At 74.4% G+C, this 20335-nt stretch carries 22 protein-coding genes; 19 read left to right on the top strand and 3 right to left on the bottom strand.

All coding sequences use genetic code 11. The features are described from left to right. Positions 1 to 17 precede the first annotated feature (17 nt). The gene (locus tag O2W15_RS15555) at positions 18 to 896 is read right to left on the bottom strand and encodes a DUF559 domain-containing protein (protein ID WP_269180038.1); all 879 of its coding nucleotides are present in this window, start codon (positions 894 to 896) and stop codon (positions 18 to 20) included. A gap of 209 nt (positions 897 to 1105) precedes the next feature. Continuing rightward, positions 1106 to 1963, bottom strand: a complete 858-nt coding sequence (locus O2W15_RS15550) for an aldo/keto reductase (RefSeq protein WP_269180037.1) — start codon at positions 1961 to 1963, stop codon at positions 1106 to 1108. Between the two features lie 34 nt (positions 1964 to 1997). Between O2W15_RS15550 and O2W15_RS15545 the strand changes: the two genes are divergently transcribed. The 16 genes from O2W15_RS15545 (at position 1998) to nusB (ending at position 16560) form a co-directional block, all read left to right on the top strand. Continuing rightward, positions 1998 to 3332 (top strand): replication-associated recombination protein A, encoded by a 1335-nt coding sequence (locus O2W15_RS15545; protein WP_269162284.1) that lies wholly within the window; start codon positions 1998 to 2000, stop codon positions 3330 to 3332. A 97-nt stretch (positions 3333 to 3429) separates the two neighbouring features. Further along, entirely contained in the window at positions 3430 to 3855 is a 426-nt protein-coding gene (locus O2W15_RS15540) for a DUF948 domain-containing protein (protein WP_269162285.1), read from the top strand. Continuing rightward, positions 3855 to 4151: a hypothetical protein gene (locus tag O2W15_RS15535; protein ID WP_036334195.1), complete on the top strand. Its 297-nt coding sequence runs from the start codon at positions 3855 to 3857 to the stop codon at positions 4149 to 4151. Before O2W15_RS15540 ends, O2W15_RS15535 begins: the two co-directional genes overlap by 1 nt. 63 nt (positions 4152 to 4214) lie before the next feature. Beyond that, positions 4215 to 6884 carry an alanine--tRNA ligase gene (gene alaS, locus O2W15_RS15530; RefSeq protein WP_269180036.1) on the top strand — a complete coding sequence of 890 codons (2670 nt, stop codon included), beginning with the start codon at positions 4215 to 4217 and terminating at the stop codon, positions 6882 to 6884. Then, entirely contained in the window at positions 6881 to 7231 is a 351-nt protein-coding gene (locus O2W15_RS15525) for a hypothetical protein (RefSeq protein WP_269162287.1), read from the top strand. Before alaS ends, O2W15_RS15525 begins: the two co-directional genes overlap by 4 nt. A 40-nt stretch (positions 7232 to 7271) precedes the next feature. Next, positions 7272 to 7703: a Holliday junction resolvase RuvX gene (gene ruvX, locus O2W15_RS15520; RefSeq protein ID WP_269180035.1), complete on the top strand. Its 432-nt coding sequence runs from the start codon at positions 7272 to 7274 to the stop codon at positions 7701 to 7703. Beyond that, positions 7700 to 9739 (top strand): endolytic transglycosylase MltG, encoded by a 2040-nt coding sequence (gene mltG, locus O2W15_RS15515; protein WP_269180034.1) that lies wholly within the window; start codon positions 7700 to 7702, stop codon positions 9737 to 9739. The genes ruvX and mltG overlap by 4 nt, the downstream gene beginning before the upstream one ends. 28 nt (positions 9740 to 9767) lie before the next feature. Then, entirely contained in the window at positions 9768 to 10559 is a 792-nt protein-coding gene (locus O2W15_RS15510) for a shikimate dehydrogenase (protein WP_269162290.1), read from the top strand. Positions 10560 to 10569: 10 nt separating this feature from the next. Beyond that, positions 10570 to 11220, top strand: coding sequence for a prepilin peptidase (locus O2W15_RS15505; protein WP_269180033.1), 651 nt, complete (start codon positions 10570 to 10572; stop codon positions 11218 to 11220). Between the two features lie 72 nt (positions 11221 to 11292). Continuing rightward, positions 11293 to 12471 carry a chorismate synthase gene (gene aroC, locus O2W15_RS15500; RefSeq protein ID WP_269162292.1) on the top strand — a complete coding sequence of 393 codons (1179 nt, stop codon included), beginning with the start codon at positions 11293 to 11295 and terminating at the stop codon, positions 12469 to 12471. Further along, positions 12468 to 13004 carry a shikimate kinase gene (locus O2W15_RS15495; RefSeq protein WP_269180032.1) on the top strand — a complete coding sequence of 179 codons (537 nt, stop codon included), beginning with the start codon at positions 12468 to 12470 and terminating at the stop codon, positions 13002 to 13004. Before aroC ends, O2W15_RS15495 begins: the two co-directional genes overlap by 4 nt. Continuing rightward, complete coding sequence (gene aroB, locus O2W15_RS15490) at positions 13001 to 14065, top strand: 3-dehydroquinate synthase (RefSeq protein WP_269180031.1); 1065 nt, start codon at positions 13001 to 13003, stop codon at positions 14063 to 14065. The genes O2W15_RS15495 and aroB overlap by 4 nt, the downstream gene beginning before the upstream one ends. Next, complete coding sequence (gene aroQ, locus O2W15_RS15485) at positions 14062 to 14496, top strand: type II 3-dehydroquinate dehydratase (protein WP_036335050.1); 435 nt, start codon at positions 14062 to 14064, stop codon at positions 14494 to 14496. The genes aroB and aroQ overlap by 4 nt, the downstream gene beginning before the upstream one ends. After that, positions 14493 to 15590, top strand: coding sequence for a M24 family metallopeptidase (locus O2W15_RS15480; RefSeq protein WP_269180030.1), 1098 nt, complete (start codon positions 14493 to 14495; stop codon positions 15588 to 15590). Before aroQ ends, O2W15_RS15480 begins: the two co-directional genes overlap by 4 nt. Then, positions 15591 to 16151 (top strand): elongation factor P, encoded by a 561-nt coding sequence (efp, locus tag O2W15_RS15475; RefSeq protein WP_269162296.1) that lies wholly within the window; start codon positions 15591 to 15593, stop codon positions 16149 to 16151. A gap of 4 nt (positions 16152 to 16155) precedes the next feature. After that, the gene (nusB, locus tag O2W15_RS15470; RefSeq protein WP_269162297.1) at positions 16156 to 16560 is read left to right on the top strand and encodes a transcription antitermination factor NusB; all 405 of its coding nucleotides are present in this window, start codon (positions 16156 to 16158) and stop codon (positions 16558 to 16560) included. Positions 16561 to 16676: 116 nt separating this feature from the next. On the opposite strand, the gene bldD is transcribed toward nusB, so the two are convergent. Further along, positions 16677 to 17219, bottom strand: coding sequence for a transcriptional regulator BldD (bldD, locus tag O2W15_RS15465; protein WP_052091032.1), 543 nt, complete (start codon positions 17217 to 17219; stop codon positions 16677 to 16679). 253 nt (positions 17220 to 17472) lie between these two features. Here bldD and pyrR point away from each other — a divergent pair, with 253 nt between their 5' ends. Genes pyrR through O2W15_RS15450 form a run of 3 tightly spaced genes read left to right on the top strand, consistent with a single transcriptional unit; the run spans position 17473 to position 20296 of the window. After that, positions 17473 to 18096 carry a bifunctional pyr operon transcriptional regulator/uracil phosphoribosyltransferase PyrR gene (gene pyrR / locus O2W15_RS15460; protein WP_269180029.1) on the top strand — a complete coding sequence of 208 codons (624 nt, stop codon included), beginning with the start codon at positions 17473 to 17475 and terminating at the stop codon, positions 18094 to 18096. Beyond that, the gene (locus O2W15_RS15455; protein WP_269162300.1) at positions 18093 to 19013 is read left to right on the top strand and encodes an aspartate carbamoyltransferase catalytic subunit; all 921 of its coding nucleotides are present in this window, start codon (positions 18093 to 18095) and stop codon (positions 19011 to 19013) included. Before pyrR ends, O2W15_RS15455 begins: the two co-directional genes overlap by 4 nt. Continuing rightward, entirely contained in the window at positions 19010 to 20296 is a 1287-nt protein-coding gene (locus tag O2W15_RS15450; protein WP_269180028.1) for a dihydroorotase, read from the top strand. Before O2W15_RS15455 ends, O2W15_RS15450 begins: the two co-directional genes overlap by 4 nt. Positions 20297 to 20335: the final 39 nt, after the last annotated feature.

Raw genomic sequence — 20335 nt, 5'->3', positions numbered from 1 at the left:
CGACCACAACTGCTCACTCACGCGCGCCGCAGCGCGGCACCTCGGCTGAGCAGGGCGTCTGCGACCCGGTCGACCACCATGTCCCGCCGACCCAGGTGGAGGGCACCGAAGCGCAGGACGAGCCAGCCGCGGCTGGCCATGAAGGAGTAGCGGTCGATGTCCCGGCCGAACTGCCGCCACTCAGCGTGCTGGCGGCCCTCGTACTCCACGGCGATCTTCCAGCGGCTGTAACCGAGGTCCCCGTGCACCACCGCGACGCCCCGGTGGTCGAACACCGGTACCTGCACCTCGGGCGCAGGGAGATCGCTGACCACCAGCCAGTACCGGATCAAGCTCTCCGGGCGGGAGGCGGCCAGCGGCGTCAGGATCGGGGCGCACCGCCGGGCCAGCACGACTCCGCGCACGCGCCCCGCTCGGGCGAGACGCCGCTCCAACGCGTCGGCGCTGAGGTGCCCGGCCCGCACGAGGGCGTCCCCGATGGCCACCAGCTCGTCCGGTGGAGTGTCGGCGGCGAGGTCGAGCCAGGTCTGGGCGCCGCTGGTCACCGGCAGTCCGCGGTGCACGACCCGGTCAGCGGCGCCCAGGTCGCGGACGTGCACTCGTAGGCCGCGGCGCCGGGGGCGGGGGCTGTCCGGAGGCACCACGATCCGCAGTGGATCGACGTCCCGCACGGGCGCGCCCATGAGTCCGGCCGCCGTGTAGTGGCTGAACGCCGCGCCGTCGGGCAGCACGGCCACGAGCGATCGGCACATCGCGTGCACGGTCAACGGCAGGGCCTTGGAGACGTACACCCCGCGGCTGATCCGGACGCCGTCGTCCCGCAGTTGTGCTCTGGTCATGCCGGCTGACCGGGCGTCCTGGCGGGTGTACGTCGGCGGCAGCCCAGCGGTGGTCATCCACCGACGCTCGATCGGGCAGGGATGGAAGCGCCAGGCGCCCACCCAGTCTGTGGAGACCGGTGGTGGTTGTGGACGAGTTGGCTGCGCACGTCGAGTGGGCAGTTGTGGTCACCCGGGCCGGCGTGTCCCTCTGCGCCGGCGACCGCAACTGCTCACTCACGGGGCGGGCGACAGCAGAACCATCGACCTGGACTAGAGGTCGAGGGTCAGGCGGCGTTCAGGCGGGCGAGGTGTTCCGGGGCCAGGTGCAGGGCGGCGCCGGCTGCGGAGTCGGTGATCGACTCCTGCCGTGAGGCCCCGGGGATGGGCACGACGACGTCGGCCTGGGCCAGGTGCCAGGCCAGCGTCACCCGGTACACCGAGACGCCCAGCTCGTCGGCGACGGCGCCGAACTCCGCGGCCGTCGATCCCAGCGACTTGGCGGCCGACACCCCGCCGAACGGGCTCCACGGTAGGAAGGCCAGCCCGTGCTGCGCGCAGTGCGCGAGCTCCCCGGCCGAGGACCGCCAGCCGGGGGAGAACTGGTTCTGCACGCTGAACAGCGCATCGCCCACGATCTCCCGGGCCGCGTCGATCTGGCCGACGTCGGCGTTGGAGATCCCGGCCAGCTGCACCAGCCCGTCGTCCACCAGCCCGCGGAGCGCCCCCATCGACTCCTCCCACGGCGTCTCCGGGTCGGGCCGGTGGAACTGGTACAGCCCGATCGCCTCGACGCCCAGCCGGCGCAACGAGGCCTCGCAGGCCCGGCGGAGGTAGGCGGGCGAGCCGTCGAGGCCCCACTCGGCGCCGCTCCGGGTGTGCCCGCCCTTGGTGGCCACCAGCACGTCGTCCACGTTGCCGTAGGAGGCCAGCGCGCGGGCGACCAGCTCCTCGTTGTGGCCGAAGTCCGCGTCGGTGTGCGAGTAGGCATCGGCGGTGTCGATCAGCCTGACGCCGGCGTCCAGCGCGGCGTGCACCACGGCCGCGGCCTCGTCCGATGACGGGCGAGGGTCCTTCGTGGACAGGGGCATCGCCCCGAGCCCCACTGCGCTGACGGTCCGATTTCCGATGCGTCGCTGCTCCATGGGACGGTCGTGCCCCCCAGGTAGCTTCGCAACCGTGACCTCCCTGTTCGACCCCGAGCCCGCCGACGGCCCGCCGCCGGTCGACCCGGGGGCTCCGCTGGCGGTCCGGATGCGGCCGCAGTCGCTGGACGAGGTGGTCGGCCAGCAGCACCTGCTCGGCCCGCGCGCCCCGCTGCGGCGGCTGGTCGAGGCCGACGAGCCGATGTCCCTGGTGCTCTACGGCCCACCGGGCACCGGGAAGACGACGCTGGCGCACGTCATCTCGTTGGCCACCCAGCGCTCCTTCGTCCAGCTGTCCGCGCTGGACTCCGGGGTCAAGGAGGTCCGCGCGGTCATCGCGAACGCCAAGCGCGAGCTGACCCACGCCGGCCGGCGCACCGTGCTGTTCATCGACGAGGTGCACCGCTTCTCCAAGACCCAGCAGGACTCGCTGCTGTCCGCGGTCGAGGACCGGATCGTGAGCCTGATCGCCGCGACCACCGAGAACCCGTTCTTCTCCGTCGTCAGCCCGCTGCTGTCGCGCAGCCTGGTGCTGGCGCTGCAGTCGCTGGACGACGAGGACGTGCGCACGGTGCTGCGCCGGGCGCTGACCAGCGAACGCGGGCTGGACGGCGCCGTGACGCTGACCGCCGAGGCCGAGGAGCACCTGCTGCGGGTGGCCGGCGGCGACGCCCGGAAGGCGCTGACCGCGCTGGAGAGCGGCGCCGGCGCGGCCCGGGCGGCCGGCTCCGACGTCCTGGACCTGGCCACCCTGGAGACGGCGGTCGCCCAGGCCGCGGTGCGCTACGACCGCTCCGGCGACCAGCACTACGACATCGCCAGTGCGCTGATCAAGAGCATCCGGGGCAGCGACGTCGACGCGGCGCTGCACTACCTGGCGCGGATGGTGGAGGCGGGTGAGGACCCCCGCTTCATCGCCCGCCGGCTGGTGATCTCCGCGAGCGAGGACATCGGGATGGCCGACCCGACCGCGCTGCTCACCGCGGTCGCCGCCGCCGATGCGGTCGCCTTCATCGGCATGCCGGAGGGGCACTTCCCGCTGGCGCAGGCCGTCGTCCACCTGGCCACCGCACCGAAGTCCAACGCGATCACCACGGCGATGGGGGAGTCGGTCGCCGACGTGCGCGCCGGGCTGGCCGGTCCGGTGCCGGCCGGGCTGCGCGACGCGCACTACGCGGGGGCGAAGAAGCTCGGGCACGGGAAGACCTACGTCTACCCGCACGCCCACCCCGACGGCGTCGTCCCGCAGCAGTACCCGCCCGACGCGCTGGTCGGCCGCGACTACTACCGCCCGACCGGGCGCGGGGTGGAGGCGCAGATCGGTGCGCGGCTGGCCAAGCTCCGGGCGATCGTCCGCCGCCGCAGCTGAGCCGCACGAGCGGGCGTCGTCGGTGGCGGCGGATAGGGTGACCCGACCGGTGGGCTGCCACCGCGAACGTGCACGAGACGACGAAGGGGACCCTCGAGTGTCTGCAGGAGAGTGGGCCGGGCTGATCGCAGCCGGTGCCTTGGTGCTGCTGGTGGTGTTGGTGGCGGTGCCGCTGCTCAAGCTCGGGCGCACCCTGGACGAGACCACGCTGACCATCCGCCAGGTCCGGGAGCAGAGCCAGCCGATCCTGAGCCAGGCGTCGACGACGGTCACCCACGTCAACGCCAACCTCGAGCGGGTCGACGACATCACCGGCAACGCCGCGAACGTCTCCAGCAACGTCGCCGCCCTCACCAGCGTGTTCGCCGCCACCCTCGGCAGCCCGCTGATCAAGGTCGCCGCCTTCAGCTACGGGGTCCGCAGCGCCGCCCGCAAGAAGCGGGAGGGCCAGGCCGTCGCCGACGCCCAGCGCTCCGCCCGTGAGGACCGTCGCAACCGGCGCGCAGCCCGGCGGGCCGCCTGATGCGCCGGCTGTTCTGGCTGGCCATGGGGATCACCATCGGTGCCCTCGTCGTCCGCAAGCTGACCAAGACCGCGGAGAAGCTCACCCCGCAGGGCATCGCCGGCCAGCTCGCCGAGGGCTTGCGGGAGCTGGCCGACGCGATCGGTGACTTCGGCGCCGACGTCCGCGCCGCCGCCGCGCTGCGGGAGGACGAGCTGCGTGCCGGCACGGGGCTCGACGCCCCGCTGCCCGACAGCGGCCAGGTCTCCCTGCCCGACGCGCTGCCCCGCCGCGGCGCCCACGCCGCGGACAGCTGAACCACCTCCTCTCCGGGCGCCGCCCCTGCGCCCACCCCGCGCTGAAGGACCGAGACCACCCGCATGCAGACCGCCGAGATCCGCCGCCGCTTCCTGGAGCACTTCGAGAGGCGGGGGCACACCGTCGTCCCGAGCGCCTCGCTGGTGTCGCCCGACCCCTCGCTGCTGTTCACGGTGGCCGGGATGGTGCCCTTCATCCCGTACCTGACCGGCCGTGAGCCGGCGCCGTACCCACGCGCGACCAGCGTGCAGAAGTGCGTCCGCACCCTCGACATCGAGGAGGTGGGCAAGACCACCCGGCACGGCACGTTCTTCCAGATGAACGGCAACTTCTCCTTCGGCGACTACTTCAAGGCCGAGGCGATCCAGTTCGCCTGGGAGCTGGTGACGGGGCGGGTCGACGACGGCGGCCTGGGGCTGGACGCCGAGCGGATCTGGCCGACGGTCTACCTGGACGACGACGAGGCCTTCGACGCCTGGCGGGCCTATGTCCCGGCCGAGCGCATCCAGCGCCGCGGCAAGGACGACAACTACTGGTCCACGGGTGCGGCCGGCCCGGCCGGGCCCTGCTCGGAGATCCACTACGACCGCGGGCCGGAGTACGGCCCCGACGGTGGCCCGGAGGCCGATCCCACCGGCGACCGGTTCCTGGAGATCTGGAACCTGGTCTTCATGCAGTACGAGCGGGGCCCGGGGGAGGGGAAGGAGTTCCCGATCCTCGGTGACCTGCCGAAGAAGAACATCGACACCGGCATGGGTCTGGAGCGGGTGGCGTTCCTGCTCCAGGGCGTCGACAACATGTACGAGATCGACCAGGTCGCCCCGGTTCTGCACCGGGCCGCGGCCCTCGCCGGGGTGCGCTACGGCGCCGACCACGAGGCGGACGTGCGACTGCGGGTGGTCGCCGACCACGTGCGCAGCGGCCTGATGCTCATCGGCGACGGTGTGACCCCGGGCAACGAGGGGCGGGGCTACATCCTGCGCCGGCTGCTGCGCCGCGCGGTCCGCTCGATGAAGCTGCTCGGGGTCGAGGAGGCGTCGCTGCCGGAGCTGCTGCCGGTCTCCCGCGACGCGATGAGCCCCAGCTACCCCGAGCTGGCCACCGACTTCGCCCGCATCTCCGGGATCGCCTACGCCGAGGAGGAGGCGTTCCGGCGCACCCTCACCGCCGGCACGGCGCTGTTCGACACCGCCGTCGGCCAGGCCAGGAAGGCGGGCACCCCGGCCCTGTCGGGGGAGCAGGCCTTCTCGTTGCACGACACCTACGGCTTCCCGATCGACGTGACCCTGGAGATGGCCGCGGAGCAGGGCGTCCGGGTCGACGAGGAGGGCTTCCGCGCCCTGATGAGGGAGCAGCGGGACCGGGCTCGCGCCGACGCCCGTGCCAAGCGCACCGGCGCGGTCGACGTGCTGGCCTACCGGCGGCTGCTGGGCGAGCACGGGCCCACCGACTGGCGGGCCTACGACACCCTGCGCACCGACTCCCGGGTGCTCGGCGTGGTCGACGAATCCGACACCGACGGTGAACCGGTCGTCGGCGCGGGCGCGGTCACCCGGGTCGTGCTGGACCGGACGCCCTTCTACGCGGAATCCGGCGGTCAGGTCGCCGACGCCGGCGAGCTGACCTGGGACGGCGGCCGGGCCGAGGTCATCGACGTCCAGCGCCCGGTCAAGGGCCTGGTCGCCCACCAGGTGCGGGTGCTCGAGGGAGAGCTGCGGGCCGGCACCGAGCTCACCGCCCAGGTCGACCGCGAGTGGCGGCTCTCGGCCTGCCAGGCGCACTCCGGCACGCACGTGGTGCACGCCGCGCTGCGCCAGGTGCTGGGCCCGCAGGCACTGCAGTCCGGGTCGTACAACCGGCCGGGCTACCTGCGACTGGACTTCGCCTGGCAGGGGGCACTGTCCGCGCAGCAGCGGATCGACGTCGAGGACGTCGCCAACGCCGCCGTCCGGGCCGACCACGGGGTCCGCGCGCTCTACATGACGCTGCCGGAGGCGCGGGAGTTCGGTGCACTGGCGCTGTTCGGGGAGACCTACGGCGAGCAGGTCCGCGTCGTGGAGATCGGCGGCGAGTGGTCCCGCGAGCTCTGCGGTGGCACGCACGTCCACGGCAGCGCCCAGATCGGCACCCTCGCGCTGACCGGCGAGAGCTCGGTCGGCTCCGGGGCCCGCCGGGTGGAGGCCGCCGTGGGCCTGGAGGGCTTCCGGTACCTGGCGCGCGAACGCGACCTGGTCCGCCAGCTGGCCGACCTGCTCAAGACCCCGCAGGACGGGATCGCCGACCGGGTGAGCGGCATGCTCGAGCGGCTGCGGGAGGCCGACAAGGAGCTGGCGGACCTACGCGCCCGGCAGACCCTGGCCGCCGCCGGTGACCTGGCTGCCGGCGCCCGCGACCTCGGTGGGGTGGCCGTCGTGACCGGCGCACCGGCCGGGCTGTCCGGTGGCGACCTGCGCAGCCTCGCCCTGGACGTGCGCGGCCGGCTCGGTGAGCGGCCGGCGGCCGTGTTGCTCGCCTCCGCCGCGGACGGCAAGGTGGCCCTGGTGGCCACCGTGAACCCGGCGGCCCAGCAGCAGGGCCTGTCGGCGAACGACCTGCTGCGGGCGGCAGCGCCGGCCGTGGGTGGTCGCGGTGGTGGCAAGGCCGACGTGGCGCAGGGTGGCGGTACCGATCCCTCCGGCATCCCTGCGGCCCTCGCGGCCGTCGAGCAGACGATCGGAGCGGCCACGACGTGAGCGAGGCGTCCGACGGGCCCGGCACCGGGCCGGTGGAGGGGCAGACCAGACGGTCCGGTCGCCCGCCGGTGCCGCCCGCCGCGCCGCCGGAGGACGCCGCGCCCGCGCGGGACGGCACCGGGAACGACGGCACCGAGCACGACGGCCAGCACCGCACCGAGCGGGTGACGTTCCCGGTCCCCGGGCCCGGTGGGCGAGCCGCCGCACCGCCGGCCACCGTCGAGCAGCCTGCCGCTCGGCCGCCGGAGACCGGCCGGCTGCACCTCGGTGGCTACCCGCCCCGGGTGCCCGGGGCCGCCCGCCGCGAGGCCGCGCCGCCGCACGACGGTGCCCGCGATGACGACTGAGGGGAGCGGGCCCGCCTGGGTGCCCGGCCGCAGACTCGGCGTGGACGTCGGGACCGTCCGCGTCGGGCTCGCGCTCTCCGACGCCACCGGCATGCTGGCCAGCCCGTTGGAGACGGTCCGGCGCGCCAAGGACCAGCGCGACCTGGACCACCTCGCTGAGCTGGTTGTGACACACGAGGTGGTCGAGGTAGTTGTGGGATTGCCAAAGCATTTGTCCGGAGCGTCGGGCGCGTCGGCAAGAGATGCCAGTGCATACGCTGAAGCCCTGGCCAGTCGCATCGGGAACGTCCCGGTGCACCTCGTCGACGAGAGGCTCTCCACAGTGACCGCAGCGAGTCACCTGCGCGCCGGCGGCATCGATGCCCGCCACCAGCGCTCGGTGATCGACCAGGCGGCTGCCGTGGTGATCCTGCAGAGCCACCTCGACGAGCGACGACGCACTGGCCCCGACCTCAGGGGGCGCCACTCGTGACGGACCCGACCCAGCCGCACGCGAGCGGCCGCCACTCCGACGCCGACGCCGGCTCCGGACGCCCTGCAGCCGAGTTCCTGGCCGCCTGGGCGGGCGCCGCGACCCTGCAGCTCCCCGACGACCCGGCCGACGCCACCCTGCGACCGCGCCGACGCCGCCGGCACGCCCCGGACACCGGTGCCCAGGTCAGCGCGGCAGGCGGTGGCGTCGACGTGGCCGACGTGGAGATCACCGGGCTGGCCGCCTCCGGCATCGCCGATGCCGGCCTCGCGGCCGCCGGCCTCGACATGAGCGCCTTCGACCTCGGTCGGCGGAACTCGACCGCAGCGGCCCCCAGGGGTCTGGGTCCGGGTGGGATCGTCCCCGGCGCACGGGCCCGCGAGGTCACCGTGCCGCAGACCGCCGAGATGCCCGCCGTACCGCCGGCCGTCCCGACCATCGGGGGAGCCGCGCGCGGCGCCGGTCCGGCCGCCGCCCGGCGCCTCCCGGCCCCTCGGCCGTCCACCGAGCCCACCACCGCCGACCACGTCCGGGCGGACCGGTTCGCCGACGCCGGGACCGACCCTGGTTGGCTGTCGGCAGCCAACCGTCCCGTCCCCGGGCCGGTTGGACCGTCGTCGGTCCCGACGAGCGGGCCCTCCGGTGCGCTGGCCGGGCTCGTGACCGGGCAGGGCGGCGCCGAGGTGCACACCGCACCTCGGGACACGCCTGTCGACGAGCCGGCGACGGTGGTGCACGCTGCACTGACCGTCGACGGCGCCGACCCGGACGAGGAGCGCTGGCGGATGGTCTCCGAACGGCACGGGAGCGATGAGGGCGACCTCGACCCCGCCCATCACGACCCGCACGACGACGGTGCCTTCGCGTCGGCGTCCCCGCAGACCGGCGGCCTCGACGTCGTCGGTGGCGGTGACCACGACGAGCACCACGACGAGTACTACGACGGACACGACGACGGCGGTGTCGGCGGCGGTCGTCGCGGGCGCGGTGGACGCGGCCGTCGCCGGGGCCCGATGGTCGTCGGCCTGTCCCTGGTCGTCCTGGCCGCGCTGATGGCCGGGATCTTCGTCGGCGGCAAGGCCCTCTGGGACCGGGTCAACCCGGTGGCGGAGGACTACCCGGGGGCCGGCACCGGCGAGGTCGACGTCCGGGTGGAGCCGGGCGACTCGCTGCGCGCCATCGGCACCACGCTCGTGGAGGCCGACGTCATCGCCTCGGTGGCGCCGTTCACCGAGGCGGCCGAGGCCAACCCGGCCGCGACCGGCATCCAGCCCGGCGTCTACCGGCTGCGCCAGCAGATGTCCGGGCAGGCCGCGCTGGACCTGCTGCTGGACCCGGCGTCCCGCCAGGTCACCCGGGTCACCCTGCCCGAGGGCCTGCGGGTCACCCAGGTGCTGCAGCGACTGGCCGACGAGAGCGGTCTGCCGCTCGCGGAGCTGGAGGCCGCCGCCGCCGACCCGGCCCAGCTGGGGCTGCCCGCCTACGCCAACGGCCTGCTGGAGGGCTTCCTCTTCCCGGCCACCTACGACATCGAGCCCGGCGAGACCGCGGTCGAGGTGCTCAGCGAGATGGTGGCGCGCACCGATCAGGTGCTCACCGACCTGCAGATCCCGGTGGAGCAGCGGCTCACGGCGCTGACCAAGGCGAGCCTGGTCCAGGCTGAGGCCGGCTCGGTCGAGGACATGGGCAAGGTCGCCCGGGTGCTGGAGAACCGGCTGGCCGACGGCATGCCGCTGCAGCTGGACACCACGGTGAACTACGCCAACGACAAGGCCGGGATCACCACCAGCGCCGAGGACCGCGCCAACCCCTCCCTCTACAACACCTACGTCCACCCGGGCCTGCCGCCCGGCGCCATCAACAACCCGGGGGAGGAGGCGCTGCGCGCGGTGCTCGCCCCGACCCCGGGTGACTGGCGCTTCTTCGTGGTGGTCGACCCCGACACCGGGGAGACCCGGTTCGCCGCGACCGGCGCCGAGCACCAGCAGAACGTGCTGCTGTTCCAGCAGTGGCTGCGGGACAACCCGGGCAATTGACGCACCGTCGCACCCCGGTCCGGCCGGCATGAGGGCAGCTGTCCTCGGCCGGCCGGTCGGGCACTCGTTGTCGCCCCTGCTCCACCGGGCGGCCTACGCCGCGCTCGGGCTGGACGACTGGAGCTACGACGCCCTGGACGTCGGGGCCGAGGACCTGCCGGTGCTGCTGGCCGGGCTGGGCCCGGAGTGGCGGGGCTTCTCGGTGACCATGCCGTGCAAGCAGGCGGCGGTGGCGGTGGCCGACGAGGTCGACCAGCTGCCGCGCCTGCTGGGCGCGGCGAACACCCTGCTGCGCACCGACGCCGGCTGGCGGGCGGAGAACACCGACGTCACCGGCGTGGGCATGGCCCTCCAGCTGGGCGGTGTCGAGCGGGTCGAGCACGCCGCCGTCCTCGGGGCCGGGGGGACGGCGGCCGCAGCGGCCACCGCGCTCGCCTCCCTCGGTGCCCAGCAGGTGGACGTCGTGGTCCGGGAGCCTGCGCGGGCCGGTGACCTGCTGCGGGTGCTCGGCGCCCTCGGGGTGAGCGCCGACGTCCAGCGGCTGGACCGCACCGGCACGCTCACCGCACCGGTGGTGGTGAGCACGGTCCCGGCCTCCGGTCAGGCGGCCGTCGCCGACCTCACCTGGTGGCGCGGGCAGACGGTGCTGGACGTGCTCTACGCCGGTTGGCCGACGCCGCTCGCCCAGCGCGTACAGGCGGCGGGGGGCCGGACCATCAGCGGCTTGGAGGTGCTGTTCTGGCAGGCGACCGCCCAGGTCGAGCTGATGACCGGTCATCCGGCGCCGATCGAGGCCATGCGCGCCGCGCTGGACGCCTGACCGCACCCCGGTGACCGGGCTGCTCACCGTTGCCGCCGCCGTCCTCGGCCTGCTGCTCGGCCCTCGGCTGGCCACCACCACGGTGCGGCTGGCCGAGCGTGACCGTGCGGCGCGTCCGTCGTCCCGGCGGGTGGTGGGCACGGCGGTCGTCACGGCGGCGGCGCTCGCCGCCGCGCCCGCCCTCGCCGGACCGCGGCCGGCCACCGTCGCCCTCGCCTGGTTCGGTGCGGCCGCCGTGGTGCTGGCCGGGGTGGACCTCGCCCGGCACCGGCTGCCCGACCGGGTCGTCTTCCCGGCGGCCGCGGTCGGCGTCCTCGCGTTGGCCGTGGACGCCGCCGTGCTGGGCACCTGGCCCGCGCTGGGCCGGGCCGTCGCAGCCGCCGCGGTGGCCTGGGGGCTGGGCACCCTCGCCCGGCTGGTGCAGCCCGGCGGGTTCGGCGGCGGCGACGTGAAACTGCTCGGCCTGCTCGGTCTGCTGCTGGGCTGGGTGGGCTGGAGCGTGCTGCTGGCCGGGGTGCTGGCCGGCTTCGTGCTCGGTGCGCTGGGCGCGCTGCTGCTCATCGCCCTGGGGCGGGCCGGCTGGCGCACGGCCGTGGCGTTCGGCCCGCCGCTGCTGGGCGGCGCCTACGTCGCCCTGGCGCTGGCCGCGCCGCTGCCGTGATGCCCCCGCCCAGTGGCCCGTCCCCGGCCCGCGGCGGACGGCGGGAGAGGGGGTCCTTCTAGAATCGCCGGCATGTTGCGCTGGTTGACCGCAGGTGAGTCGCACGGTCAACAGCTCACCGCCATCCTGGAGGGGCTGCCCGCCGGGGTGCGGGTGCAGACCGCCGACCTCGACGCCCAGCTCTCCCGCCGCCGGCTCGGCCACGGCCGGAGTGCACGGATGAGCTTCGAGGAGGACGTCGTCACCCTCACCGGCGGCGTCCGGCACGGGGTGACCCAGGGCGGACCGATCGCCGTCCAGGTCGGCAACACCGAGTGGCCGAAGTGGCAGAGCGTCATGGCCGCCGACCCGGTCGACGCGGAGGTGCTGGAGGGGCAGGCGCGCAACGCCCCGCTCACCCGCCCCCGGCCCGGCCACGCCGACCTCGCCGGCATGCAGAAGTACGGCTTCGACGACGTCCGGCCGGTGCTGGAGCGGGCCAGCGCGCGGGAGACCGCCGCCCGGGTGGCGCTGGGCACCGTGGCGCAGGCGTTCCTGCACCAGGTGCTCGGCGTGCGGGTGGTCAGCCACGTGGTGGGGATCGGGCCGGTCACCGTCCCCGACGGGGTGCTGCCCGGCCCGGAGGACAACCCGCGGCTGGACGAGGACCCGGTGCGCTGCGCCGACCCGGCCACCAGCGCGCGGATGACCGCCGAGATCGACGACGCCCGCAAGGCCGGCGACACCCTGGGCGGCGTGATCGAGGTCGTCGTCCACGGCCTGCCGCCGGGCCTGGGCAGCCACGTCCACTGGGACCGCCGGCTGGACTCCCGGCTGGCCGGGGCGCTGATGGGCGTGCAGTCGGTCAAGGCGGTCGAGGTCGGTGACGGGCTGGAGACCGCCCGCCGGCGCGGCTCGGTCGCCCACGACGAGATCGAGCTGGACGGGGGCGAGCTCCGCCGGCTCACCGACCGGGCCGGCGGTGTCGAGGGCGGCATGACCAACGGCGAGGTGCTGCGGGTGCGCGCCGCGATGAAGCCGATCAGCACCGTGCCGCGCGCGCTGGCCACGATCGACACCGCCACCGGCGAGGCCGCGGTCGCGATCAACCAGCGCAGCGACGCCTGCGCGGTGCCGCGCGGCAGCGTGGTGATGGAGGCGATGGTCGCCCTGGTGCTCGCCGACGCGGTGCTGGAGAAGTTCGGTGGTGACTCCGTGCCGGAGACTCGCCGCAACGTCCAGGGGTACCTCGACGCCCTCACCTACCGATGAGCGGGACCGGCCCCGCGCTGGTCGTGGTCGGCCCGCCGGCGTCGGGCAAGTCGACGGTGGGGGCGGCTGTCGCCCAGGCCCTGGGCCTGCCGTTCCGGGACACCGACGCCGACGTGGAGGCCCAGACCGGGACGACGGTGGCCGACCTCTTCGTCCAGCAGGGCGAGCCGCACTTCCGGGCGCTGGAGGAACAGGCCGTGGCCCGGGCGATGGCCGAGCACGACGGGGTGCTGGCCCTCGGCGGCGGTGCGGTCACCAGCGCGGCCACCCGGGAGCGGCTGGTCGCTCACGGCCGGGCCGGCCGGGCGGTCGTCTGGCTGGACGTCGACGTCACCTCGGCGGCCAAGCGGGTGGGGCTGTCCCGGGACCGGCCGCTGCTGGCGGTCAACCCACGCGCCATGCTGCGGACCATGCTCGAGACCCGCGCCCCGCTCTACGCCGAGGTCGCCACCGCGACCGTCGTCACCTCGGCCCGTCCGGTGGAGGACGTGGTGGCCGACGTGCTCACCGCCGTCGGGGCGGGCACCCCGTGACCGCCCAGCGGATCACCGTCGGCGGTGACCGGCCCTACGACGTGCTCATCGGCGCGGGCGTGCAGGCGCAGCTCGGTCTGGTGCTCGACGGCACCGCCCGCGCGGCCGTGGTGCACAGCCGGGCGCTGGCGGCCGCGGCCGGTGCCGCGGTCGAGACGCTGCAGCAGGCGGGGGTCGCCGTCGAGGCGGTCGTCGTCCCCGACGGCGAGGCCGCGAAGACCGCCGAGGTCGCCGCCGGCGCCTGGGAGGAGTTCGGCCGGCTGGGGCTCACCCGGTCCGACGCCGTGGTGGGCATCGGTGGGGGAGCGGTCACCGACCTGGCCGGCTTCCTGGCCGCCACCTGGACCCGCGGGATCCGGGTGGTGCAGGTGCCGACCAGCCTGCTGGCCATGGTGGACGCCGCGGTCGGCGGCAAGACCGGCATCAACACCGCCGCCGGCAAGAACCTGGTCGGCGCCTTCCACCCACCGGCCGCTGTGCTGGCCGACACCGATGCGCTGGCCGACCTGCCCGAGGCGGAGTTCCGGTCCGGGCTGGCCGAGGTGGTCAAGTGCGGGTTCATCGCCGACGGGCGCATCCTCGAGCTGCTGGCGGCCGATCCCACCGGCCGGGCGGACACCGCCGAGCTGATCGCCCGCGCCGTGCAGGTCAAGGCCGACGCGGTGGCCGACGACCTCTACGACACCGGACGCCGGGAGTTCCTCAACTACGGCCACACCCTGGGGCACGCGATCGAGCGGGTCGAGGACTTCGGCTGGCGGCACGGGGAGGCCGTGGCGGTGGGGCTGGTGTTCGCCGCCGAACTGGCCTGCCAGGCCGGGCGGCTCTCCCGCGCCGACGCCGACCGGCACCGTGAGCTGGTCGCCGCCCTGGGGCTGCCGACCACCTACCGGGGCGACTGGGCACAGCTGCAGTCGGTGATGCGGGTGGACAAGAAGGCCCGCGGTGCCTCGCTGCGCTTCGTCGTCCTCGACGGGCTGGGCGCCCCGGCCATCCTGACCGATCCCGACCAGGCCTGGCTGGACGCCGCCTGGGCAGCCGTGAACGGAGACCGTGCATGACGATCCAGGTGCTCAACGGCGCCAACCTCGGCCGGCTCGGCACCCGCGAGCCCGAGGTCTACGGCACGACCACGCACGCCGAACTGGTGCAGCTGATCGAGGCCGCCGCCGCCGAGCTGGGGCTGGACGTCGTCGTCCGGCAGACCGACTCCGAGGGCGAGCTGCTCGGCTGGGTGCACGACGCCACCGACGCCGGCGACCCGGTGGTGATCAACCCCGGCGGGTGGTCGCACACCTCCGTCGTCCTGCGCGACGCGCTGGCCGCCGTCCCCGCCCCGGTGGTGGAGGTGCACATCAGCAACGTGCACACCCGCGAGCCGTTCCGGCACCACTCCTACGTCTCCGCCGTCGCCGACGGGGTGATCGTCGGGCTCGGCGTGCAGGGCTACGAGCTGGCGCTGCGCCACCTGGCCGCGCGGGGTGCACGATGACCCGGCCCGAGGCCGGGCGCCGGGACCGGCTGCGCGCCACCGCAGCGTCGGCCGGGCTGGACGCCGTCCTGGTCACCGACCTGCTCAACGTCCGGTACCTGACCGGCTTCACCGGCTCCAACGGCGCGCTGCTGCTGCGCGTGGACGGGGCCGACGTGTTCGGCACCGACGGCCGGTACACCACCCAGGCCGGCACCCAGGTGCCCGACGTGGAGCTGCTGGTCGACCGCGCCACGATGCCCGCCCTGGCCCGGGCCGCGCGCACCGGCGGGGCGACCCGGCTGGGCTTCGAGTCCCACGTGGTCACCGTCGACGAGCTGCGCGGCCTGGAGCGGCTGCTCGGTGAGGACGGCGCGGCCGTGGAGCTGGTGAGCGTCCGGCGGGCGGTCGAGGCGCTGCGGGCGATCAAGGACGAGGGCGAGGTGGAGGCGCTCCGCCGGGCCTGCGCGGTCGCCGACGCCGCGCTGGCCGAGCTGGCCGCCGAGGGTGCGCTGCGGCCGGGGCGCACCGAGCTGCAGGTGGGCCGGGAGCTGGACGCCCGGATGCTCGCCCTGGGTGCCGAGGCGCCGAGCTTCGAGACGATCGTGGCGACCGGGGCGAACTCGGCCATCCCGCACCACCGGCCCGACTCCACCGAGCTGGCCGAGGGCGACTTCCTCAAGCTCGACTTCGGGGCCACCGTCGACGGCTACCACTCCGACATGACCCGCACCCTCGTGCTGGGCCACGCCGCCGACTGGCAGCGCGAGGTGTACGAGCTGGTGGCGGCCTCGCAGGCGGCCGGCCGTGCGGCCCTCGCGGTGGGTGCCGAGGTGACTGCGGTGGACGCCGCGGCCCGGGACGTCATCGTCGCCGCCGGGCACGGTGAGCACTTCACCCACGGCCTCGGGCACGGTGTCGGCCTGGAGATCCACGAGGCTCCGGGCATCTCGGCGCTGGGCGCAGGTACCCTGGCCGCTGGCATGGCCGTCACCGTGGAGCCAGGCGTGTACCTGCCCGGCCACGGCGGTGTCCGGATCGAGGACACCTTGATCGTCACGGACGACGAGCCCGAGTTGTTGACCCTCACGAGCAAGGAACTGCTGGTCCTCTAGATGGCTACCACCAACGACCTCAAGAACGGCACCGTCCTCAACCTGGACGGGCAGCTGTGGACCGTCACCGACTTCCAGCACGTGAAGCCGGGCAAGGGCGGCGCCTTCGTGCGCACGACCCTGAAGAACGTGCTCTCCGGCAAGGTCGTGGACCGGACGTTCAACGCCGGCACCAAGGTCGAGACGGCGAACGTCGACAAGCGGTCGATGACCTACCTCTACCAGGACGGCGCCGACTACGTCTTCATGGACGGCGACACCTTCGACCAGATCCCGGTCTCGGCCGCGACGCTGGGCAGCGGGGCCGACTACCTGCTGGAGAACACCGAGGTCACCGTGGCGGTGCACGACGGCACTCCGCTGTACGTCGAGCTGCCGGTGACCCTGGAGCTGGTCGTGCAGCACACCGACCCGGGCCTGCAGGGCGACCGCTCCACCGGCGGCACCAAGCCGGCGACCCTGGAGACGGGGGCGGAGATCCAGGTGCCGCTGTTCATCACCACCGGCGAGAAGCTGAAGGTCGACACCCGCGACGGTCGCTACCTCGGCCGGGTCAGCTGACCTCGTGGCAGCCCGTTCCAAGGCGCGCAAGCGCGCGGTCGACGTCCTCTACGAGGCCGACCTGCGCTCCAGCGACCCGCTGGAGGTCCTGCGCGACCGCGTCGCCGACGGCAACCCGCCGGTGCCCGAGCACGCCGTCCGGCTGGTCGAGGGCGTCGTCGGGCAGCAGGCCCGGATCGACGAGCTGATCGAGGAGCACGCCTCCGGCTGGTCGCTGGACCGGTTGCCCGACGTCGACCGGGCCATCCTGCGGATGGCGGTCTACGAGCTGCTGTGGGTCGACGACGTCCCCGACGCGGTGGTGATCGACGAGGCGGTGGAGTTGGCCAAGGCGCTGTCCACCGACGACTCGCCGGCCTACGTGAACGGAGTCCTCGGCGGCATCGTCCGCGCCGAGATCCCCACCTGATGAAGGACCCCGTTGCCCCCCACCACTCGCAGGCTCGCGGCGGGGCCCTGCAACGGGGCCACTGACGCCGACGGCCCACTCCGCAGCGCGGAGTGGGCCGTTCGCGTCCGGTCCTGCTAGCGCGGGGCGCGGCGGCGGTCGCCCCAGTTCGCCTCGTCGTCGTCCTCGGTGGCGTAGCCGACGCCGTCGGCGCCCGGGGAGAGCACACCCCACTCGATGAGCCGGGTGGTCAGCTCGTCGGGGCTCATGTCGTAGATGATCGCCAGCGACTTGAGGTCCTCGGCACGGATCGAGAGCACCTTGCCGTTGTAGTCGTGCCGCTGCGCCTGGATGGTCGAGGCGTAGCGGGCCAGCGGGCCCGCCTCGTCGGCGGGCAGCGAGCCCAGCGACTCCAGGTTCAGCACGATCTTGGTGCTCTTGGTGACCGCGGAGCTCGGCCGCGGGTCGGGCAGCAGCTCGGAGACGGGGACGCCGTAGAAGACGGCCAGCTCGGACAGCCGCTGCACGGTGACCGCCCGGTCGCCGCGCTCGTAGGAGCCGACGACGACGGCCTTCCACCGGCCGTGGGACTTGTCCTCCACGCCCTGCAACGACAGCCCTTGCTGGTTGCGGATGGCCCGCAGGCGGGCGCCCAGCGCCCTGGAGTAGTCGGTGCTCATGACCTCTGCTCACTGACTGTCGTCGGTAGGGAACGGTTCTGGTGACGCAGAGTACTGGCACAGCCCGCGCGGCGACAGTCCGGGCGCCCCCAACGGGTCAGATCCCGTTCACGTGGCCGCCTCCCGGGCGCGATGCGGGTCACCTGCGCCGGTGCAGTACCGTCGTCGCCGGTCCCACTCGCCGTCGGCCGATCCGGCCGGCGGCGCAGATCTCCTTTAACGACCCGTCCCGTGAGGCGGGGAAGGAGGCTTGATGACCATGTCATCAGAGCTGCCCGCACCACCGCCCACCGAGCCTTCCGCCGGTGGCCCCCCGCCGTTGCTGAGCGCGGACGACGTCGCCCGGGTGGTCGACCGGATCGCCCACCAGCTGATCGAGCGGGCCGCGAGCGCCTCGGCCGCCGGTGCCTCCGACGGTGGCCTCGCCGACCTGGTGCTCGTCGGCATCCCCACCCGCGGCGCACCGCTGGCCCGCCGGCTGGCCGCCCGGATCGAGGCGTTCAGCGGCACGGCGGTCGACGTCGGCACCGTCGACATCACCCTCTACCGCGACGACCTGCGGCTGCGCGGGGTCCGTGCGCTGGAGGACACCCGGCTGCCGGGGGCCGGGGTCGACGGCCGGCTGGTGGTGCTCGTCGACGACGTCCTGTTCTCCGGCCGGTCGGTGCGCGCCGCCCTGGACGCACTGCGTGACCTCGGCCGCCCCCGCGCGGTGCAGCTGGCGGTGCTGGTCGACCGCGGCCACCGGGAGCTGCCGATCCGGGCCGACTACGTGGGCAAGAACGTGCCGACCTCCCGCACCCAGTCGGTGAAGGTGCACCTGGCCGAGGTCGACGGGCTCGACGAGGTCCTGCTGACCGAGGGGGCGGACGCGTGAAGCGGCACCTGCTGGAGGCCGGGGACCTGGACCGGGCCGACGCGACCCTCGTCCTGGACACCGCCGGCCAGATCGAGTCGGCGCTCGCCGGCCGGGAGGTCAAGAAGCTCCCCACCCTGCGTGGGCGCACCGTGGTCAACCTCTTCTACGAGGACTCCACCCGCACCCGGATCTCCTTCGAGCTGGCGGCCAAGCGGCTCTCCGCCGACGTCATCAACTTCTCCGCCAAGGGCAGCAGCGTCTCCAAGGGCGAGAGCCTCAAGGACACCGCGCTGACCTTGGAGGCGATGGGCAGCGACGCGATCGTCATCCGGCACCAGGCCTCCGGCGCCCCGCACCGGCTGGCGCAGTGGGTGAAGGGCAGCGTCGTGAACGCCGGCGACGGCACCCACGAGCACCCGACCCAGGCGCTGCTGGACGCCTACACGATCCGGCAGCGGCTGGGCCGGCTCGACGGGGTGCGGGTGGTCCTCGTCGGCGACGTGCTGCACAGCCGGGTGGCCCGCTCCAACGTCTGGCTGCTGTCCACGCTGGGCGCCGAGGTCACCCTGGTCGCGCCGCCGACGCTGCTCCCCGTGGGGGTGGGCAGCTGGCCGGTGCAGGTCAGCTACGACCTGGACGCCGTCCTGTCCAAGGCCGACGTGGTGATGATGCTGCGGGTGCAGGCCGAGCGGATGAACGCCTCGTTCTTCCCCAGCGCCCGCGAGTACAGCCGCCGCTACGGCCTGGACGCCCGCCGGATGGCGGTGCTGCCGGACGACGCGATCGTCATGCACCCCGGCCCGATGAACCGCGGCATGGAGATCGCCGCCGAGGTGGCCGACTCGCCCCGCTCCACGATCGTCGACCAGGTCGGCAACGGCGTGAGCGTCCGCATGGCCGTCCTGTACCTGCTGTTGGGAGGGGCTCCCGAATGAGTCTGCTGATCACGAACGCCCGCCCGTACGGCGAGGACGCCGTCGACATCCGCATCGAGGACGGCCGGATCGCCGCGATCGGCTCGGGTCTGGAGGCCGACGGCGCCCAGGTGGTCGACGCGGCCGGGCTGGTCGCGCTGCCCGGCCTGGTCGACCTGCACACCCACCTGCGCGAGCCGGGCCGGGAGGACGCCGAGACGGTCGAGACCGGCAGCCGGGCGGCGGCGCTCGGCGGGTTCACCGCGGTGCACGCGATGGCCAACACCGACCCGGTCGCCGACACCGCCGGCGTGGTCGAGCAGGTCTGGCGGCTGGGCCAGGAGGCCGGGCTGGTCGACGTCGTCCCGGTCGGGGCGGTCACCGTCGGCCTGCGCGGGGAACGGCTGGCCGAGCTCGGCGCGATGGCCGACTCCGCCGCCCGCGTGCGGGTGTTCTCCGACGACGGGCACTGTGTCGCCGACCCGGCGCTGATGCGCCGCGCCCTGGAGTACGTCAAGGCGCTGGACGGCGTCGTCGCCCAGCACGCCGAGGAGCCCCGGCTCACCGTGGGCGCCCAGATGAACGAGGGCGACCGCTCGGCCCGGCTCGGGCTGGTCGGCTGGCCGGCCGCGGCCGAGGAGGCGGTGATCGCCCGCGACGTGCTGCTGGCCGGGCACGTCGGCGCCCGGCTGCACGTCTGCCACGTCTCGACGGCGGGTTCGGTGGACATCCTGCGCTGGGCGAAGTCACGGGGGGTCCAGGTGACCGCCGAGGTCACCCCGCACCACCTGCTGCTCACCGACCAGTGCGCGGAGACCTACGACCCGGTGTTCAAGGTGAACCCGCCGCTGCGCAGCGACGCCGACGTCCAGGCGCTCCGGGCGGGGCTGGCCGACGGCACGATCGACGCCGTCGCCACCGACCACGCGCCGCACGCGGTGGAGGACAAGGAGAGCGAGTGGGCCTCGGCCCGCCCGGGGATGCTCGGCCTGGAGCAGGCGCTCTCGATCGTCGTGCAGACCATGGTCGAGCCCGGGCTGCTCGACTGGCGCGGCGTCGCCGACCGCATGTCGGTCCGACCGGCGGCCATCGGCCGTCTGGACGGGCACGGCCGCCCGCTCGCCGTCGGCGAGCCGGCCAACCTGCTGCTGCTGGACCCCACGCACCGGGCCACCGTCGACCCGGCCGCGCTGGCCAGCCGCAGCCGCAACAGCCCCTATGCCGGCCGGGAGCTCCCCGGCCGGGTGGTCGCCACGTTCCTGCGGGGCGCGGCGACCGTGCTCGACGGAAAGGCACAGAAGTGAGCGAGCTGGCGAGCTCACCCAGGTACACAGCAGTGGTCG

Source organism: Modestobacter sp. VKM Ac-2979, from assembly GCF_026967995.1.
Taxonomy (GTDB): domain Bacteria; phylum Actinomycetota; class Actinomycetes; order Mycobacteriales; family Geodermatophilaceae; genus Modestobacter.
The sequence above is the reverse complement of the archived record's forward strand: the minus strand, read 5'-3'. Positions and strand labels throughout refer to the sequence as shown.

Coding starts and splice junctions, on each gene's coding strand:
- alaS (WP_269180036.1), top strand. CDS start 4,215: ATGCAGACCGCCGAGATCCGCCGCCGCTTCCTGGAGCACTTCGAGAGG.
- aroC (WP_269162292.1), top strand. CDS start 11,293: ATGTTGCGCTGGTTGACCGCAGGTGAGTCGCACGGTCAACAGCTCACC.
- O2W15_RS15555 (WP_269180038.1), bottom strand. CDS start 896: ATGACCACCGCTGGGCTGCCGCCGACGTACACCCGCCAGGACGCCCGG.
- aroQ (WP_036335050.1), top strand. CDS start 14,062: ATGACGATCCAGGTGCTCAACGGCGCCAACCTCGGCCGGCTCGGCACC.
- efp (WP_269162296.1), top strand. CDS start 15,591: ATGGCTACCACCAACGACCTCAAGAACGGCACCGTCCTCAACCTGGAC.
- bldD (WP_052091032.1), bottom strand. CDS start 17,219: ATGAGCACCGACTACTCCAGGGCGCTGGGCGCCCGCCTGCGGGCCATC.
- O2W15_RS15495 (WP_269180032.1), top strand. CDS start 12,468: ATGAGCGGGACCGGCCCCGCGCTGGTCGTGGTCGGCCCGCCGGCGTCG.
- O2W15_RS15550 (WP_269180037.1), bottom strand. CDS start 1,963: ATGGAGCAGCGACGCATCGGAAATCGGACCGTCAGCGCAGTGGGGCTC.
- O2W15_RS15510 (WP_269162290.1), top strand. CDS start 9,768: ATGAGGGCAGCTGTCCTCGGCCGGCCGGTCGGGCACTCGTTGTCGCCC.
- O2W15_RS15535 (WP_036334195.1), top strand. CDS start 3,855: ATGCGCCGGCTGTTCTGGCTGGCCATGGGGATCACCATCGGTGCCCTC.
- O2W15_RS15480 (WP_269180030.1), top strand. CDS start 14,493: ATGACCCGGCCCGAGGCCGGGCGCCGGGACCGGCTGCGCGCCACCGCA.
- pyrR (WP_269180029.1), top strand. CDS start 17,473: ATGACCATGTCATCAGAGCTGCCCGCACCACCGCCCACCGAGCCTTCC.
- O2W15_RS15450 (WP_269180028.1), top strand. CDS start 19,010: ATGAGTCTGCTGATCACGAACGCCCGCCCGTACGGCGAGGACGCCGTC.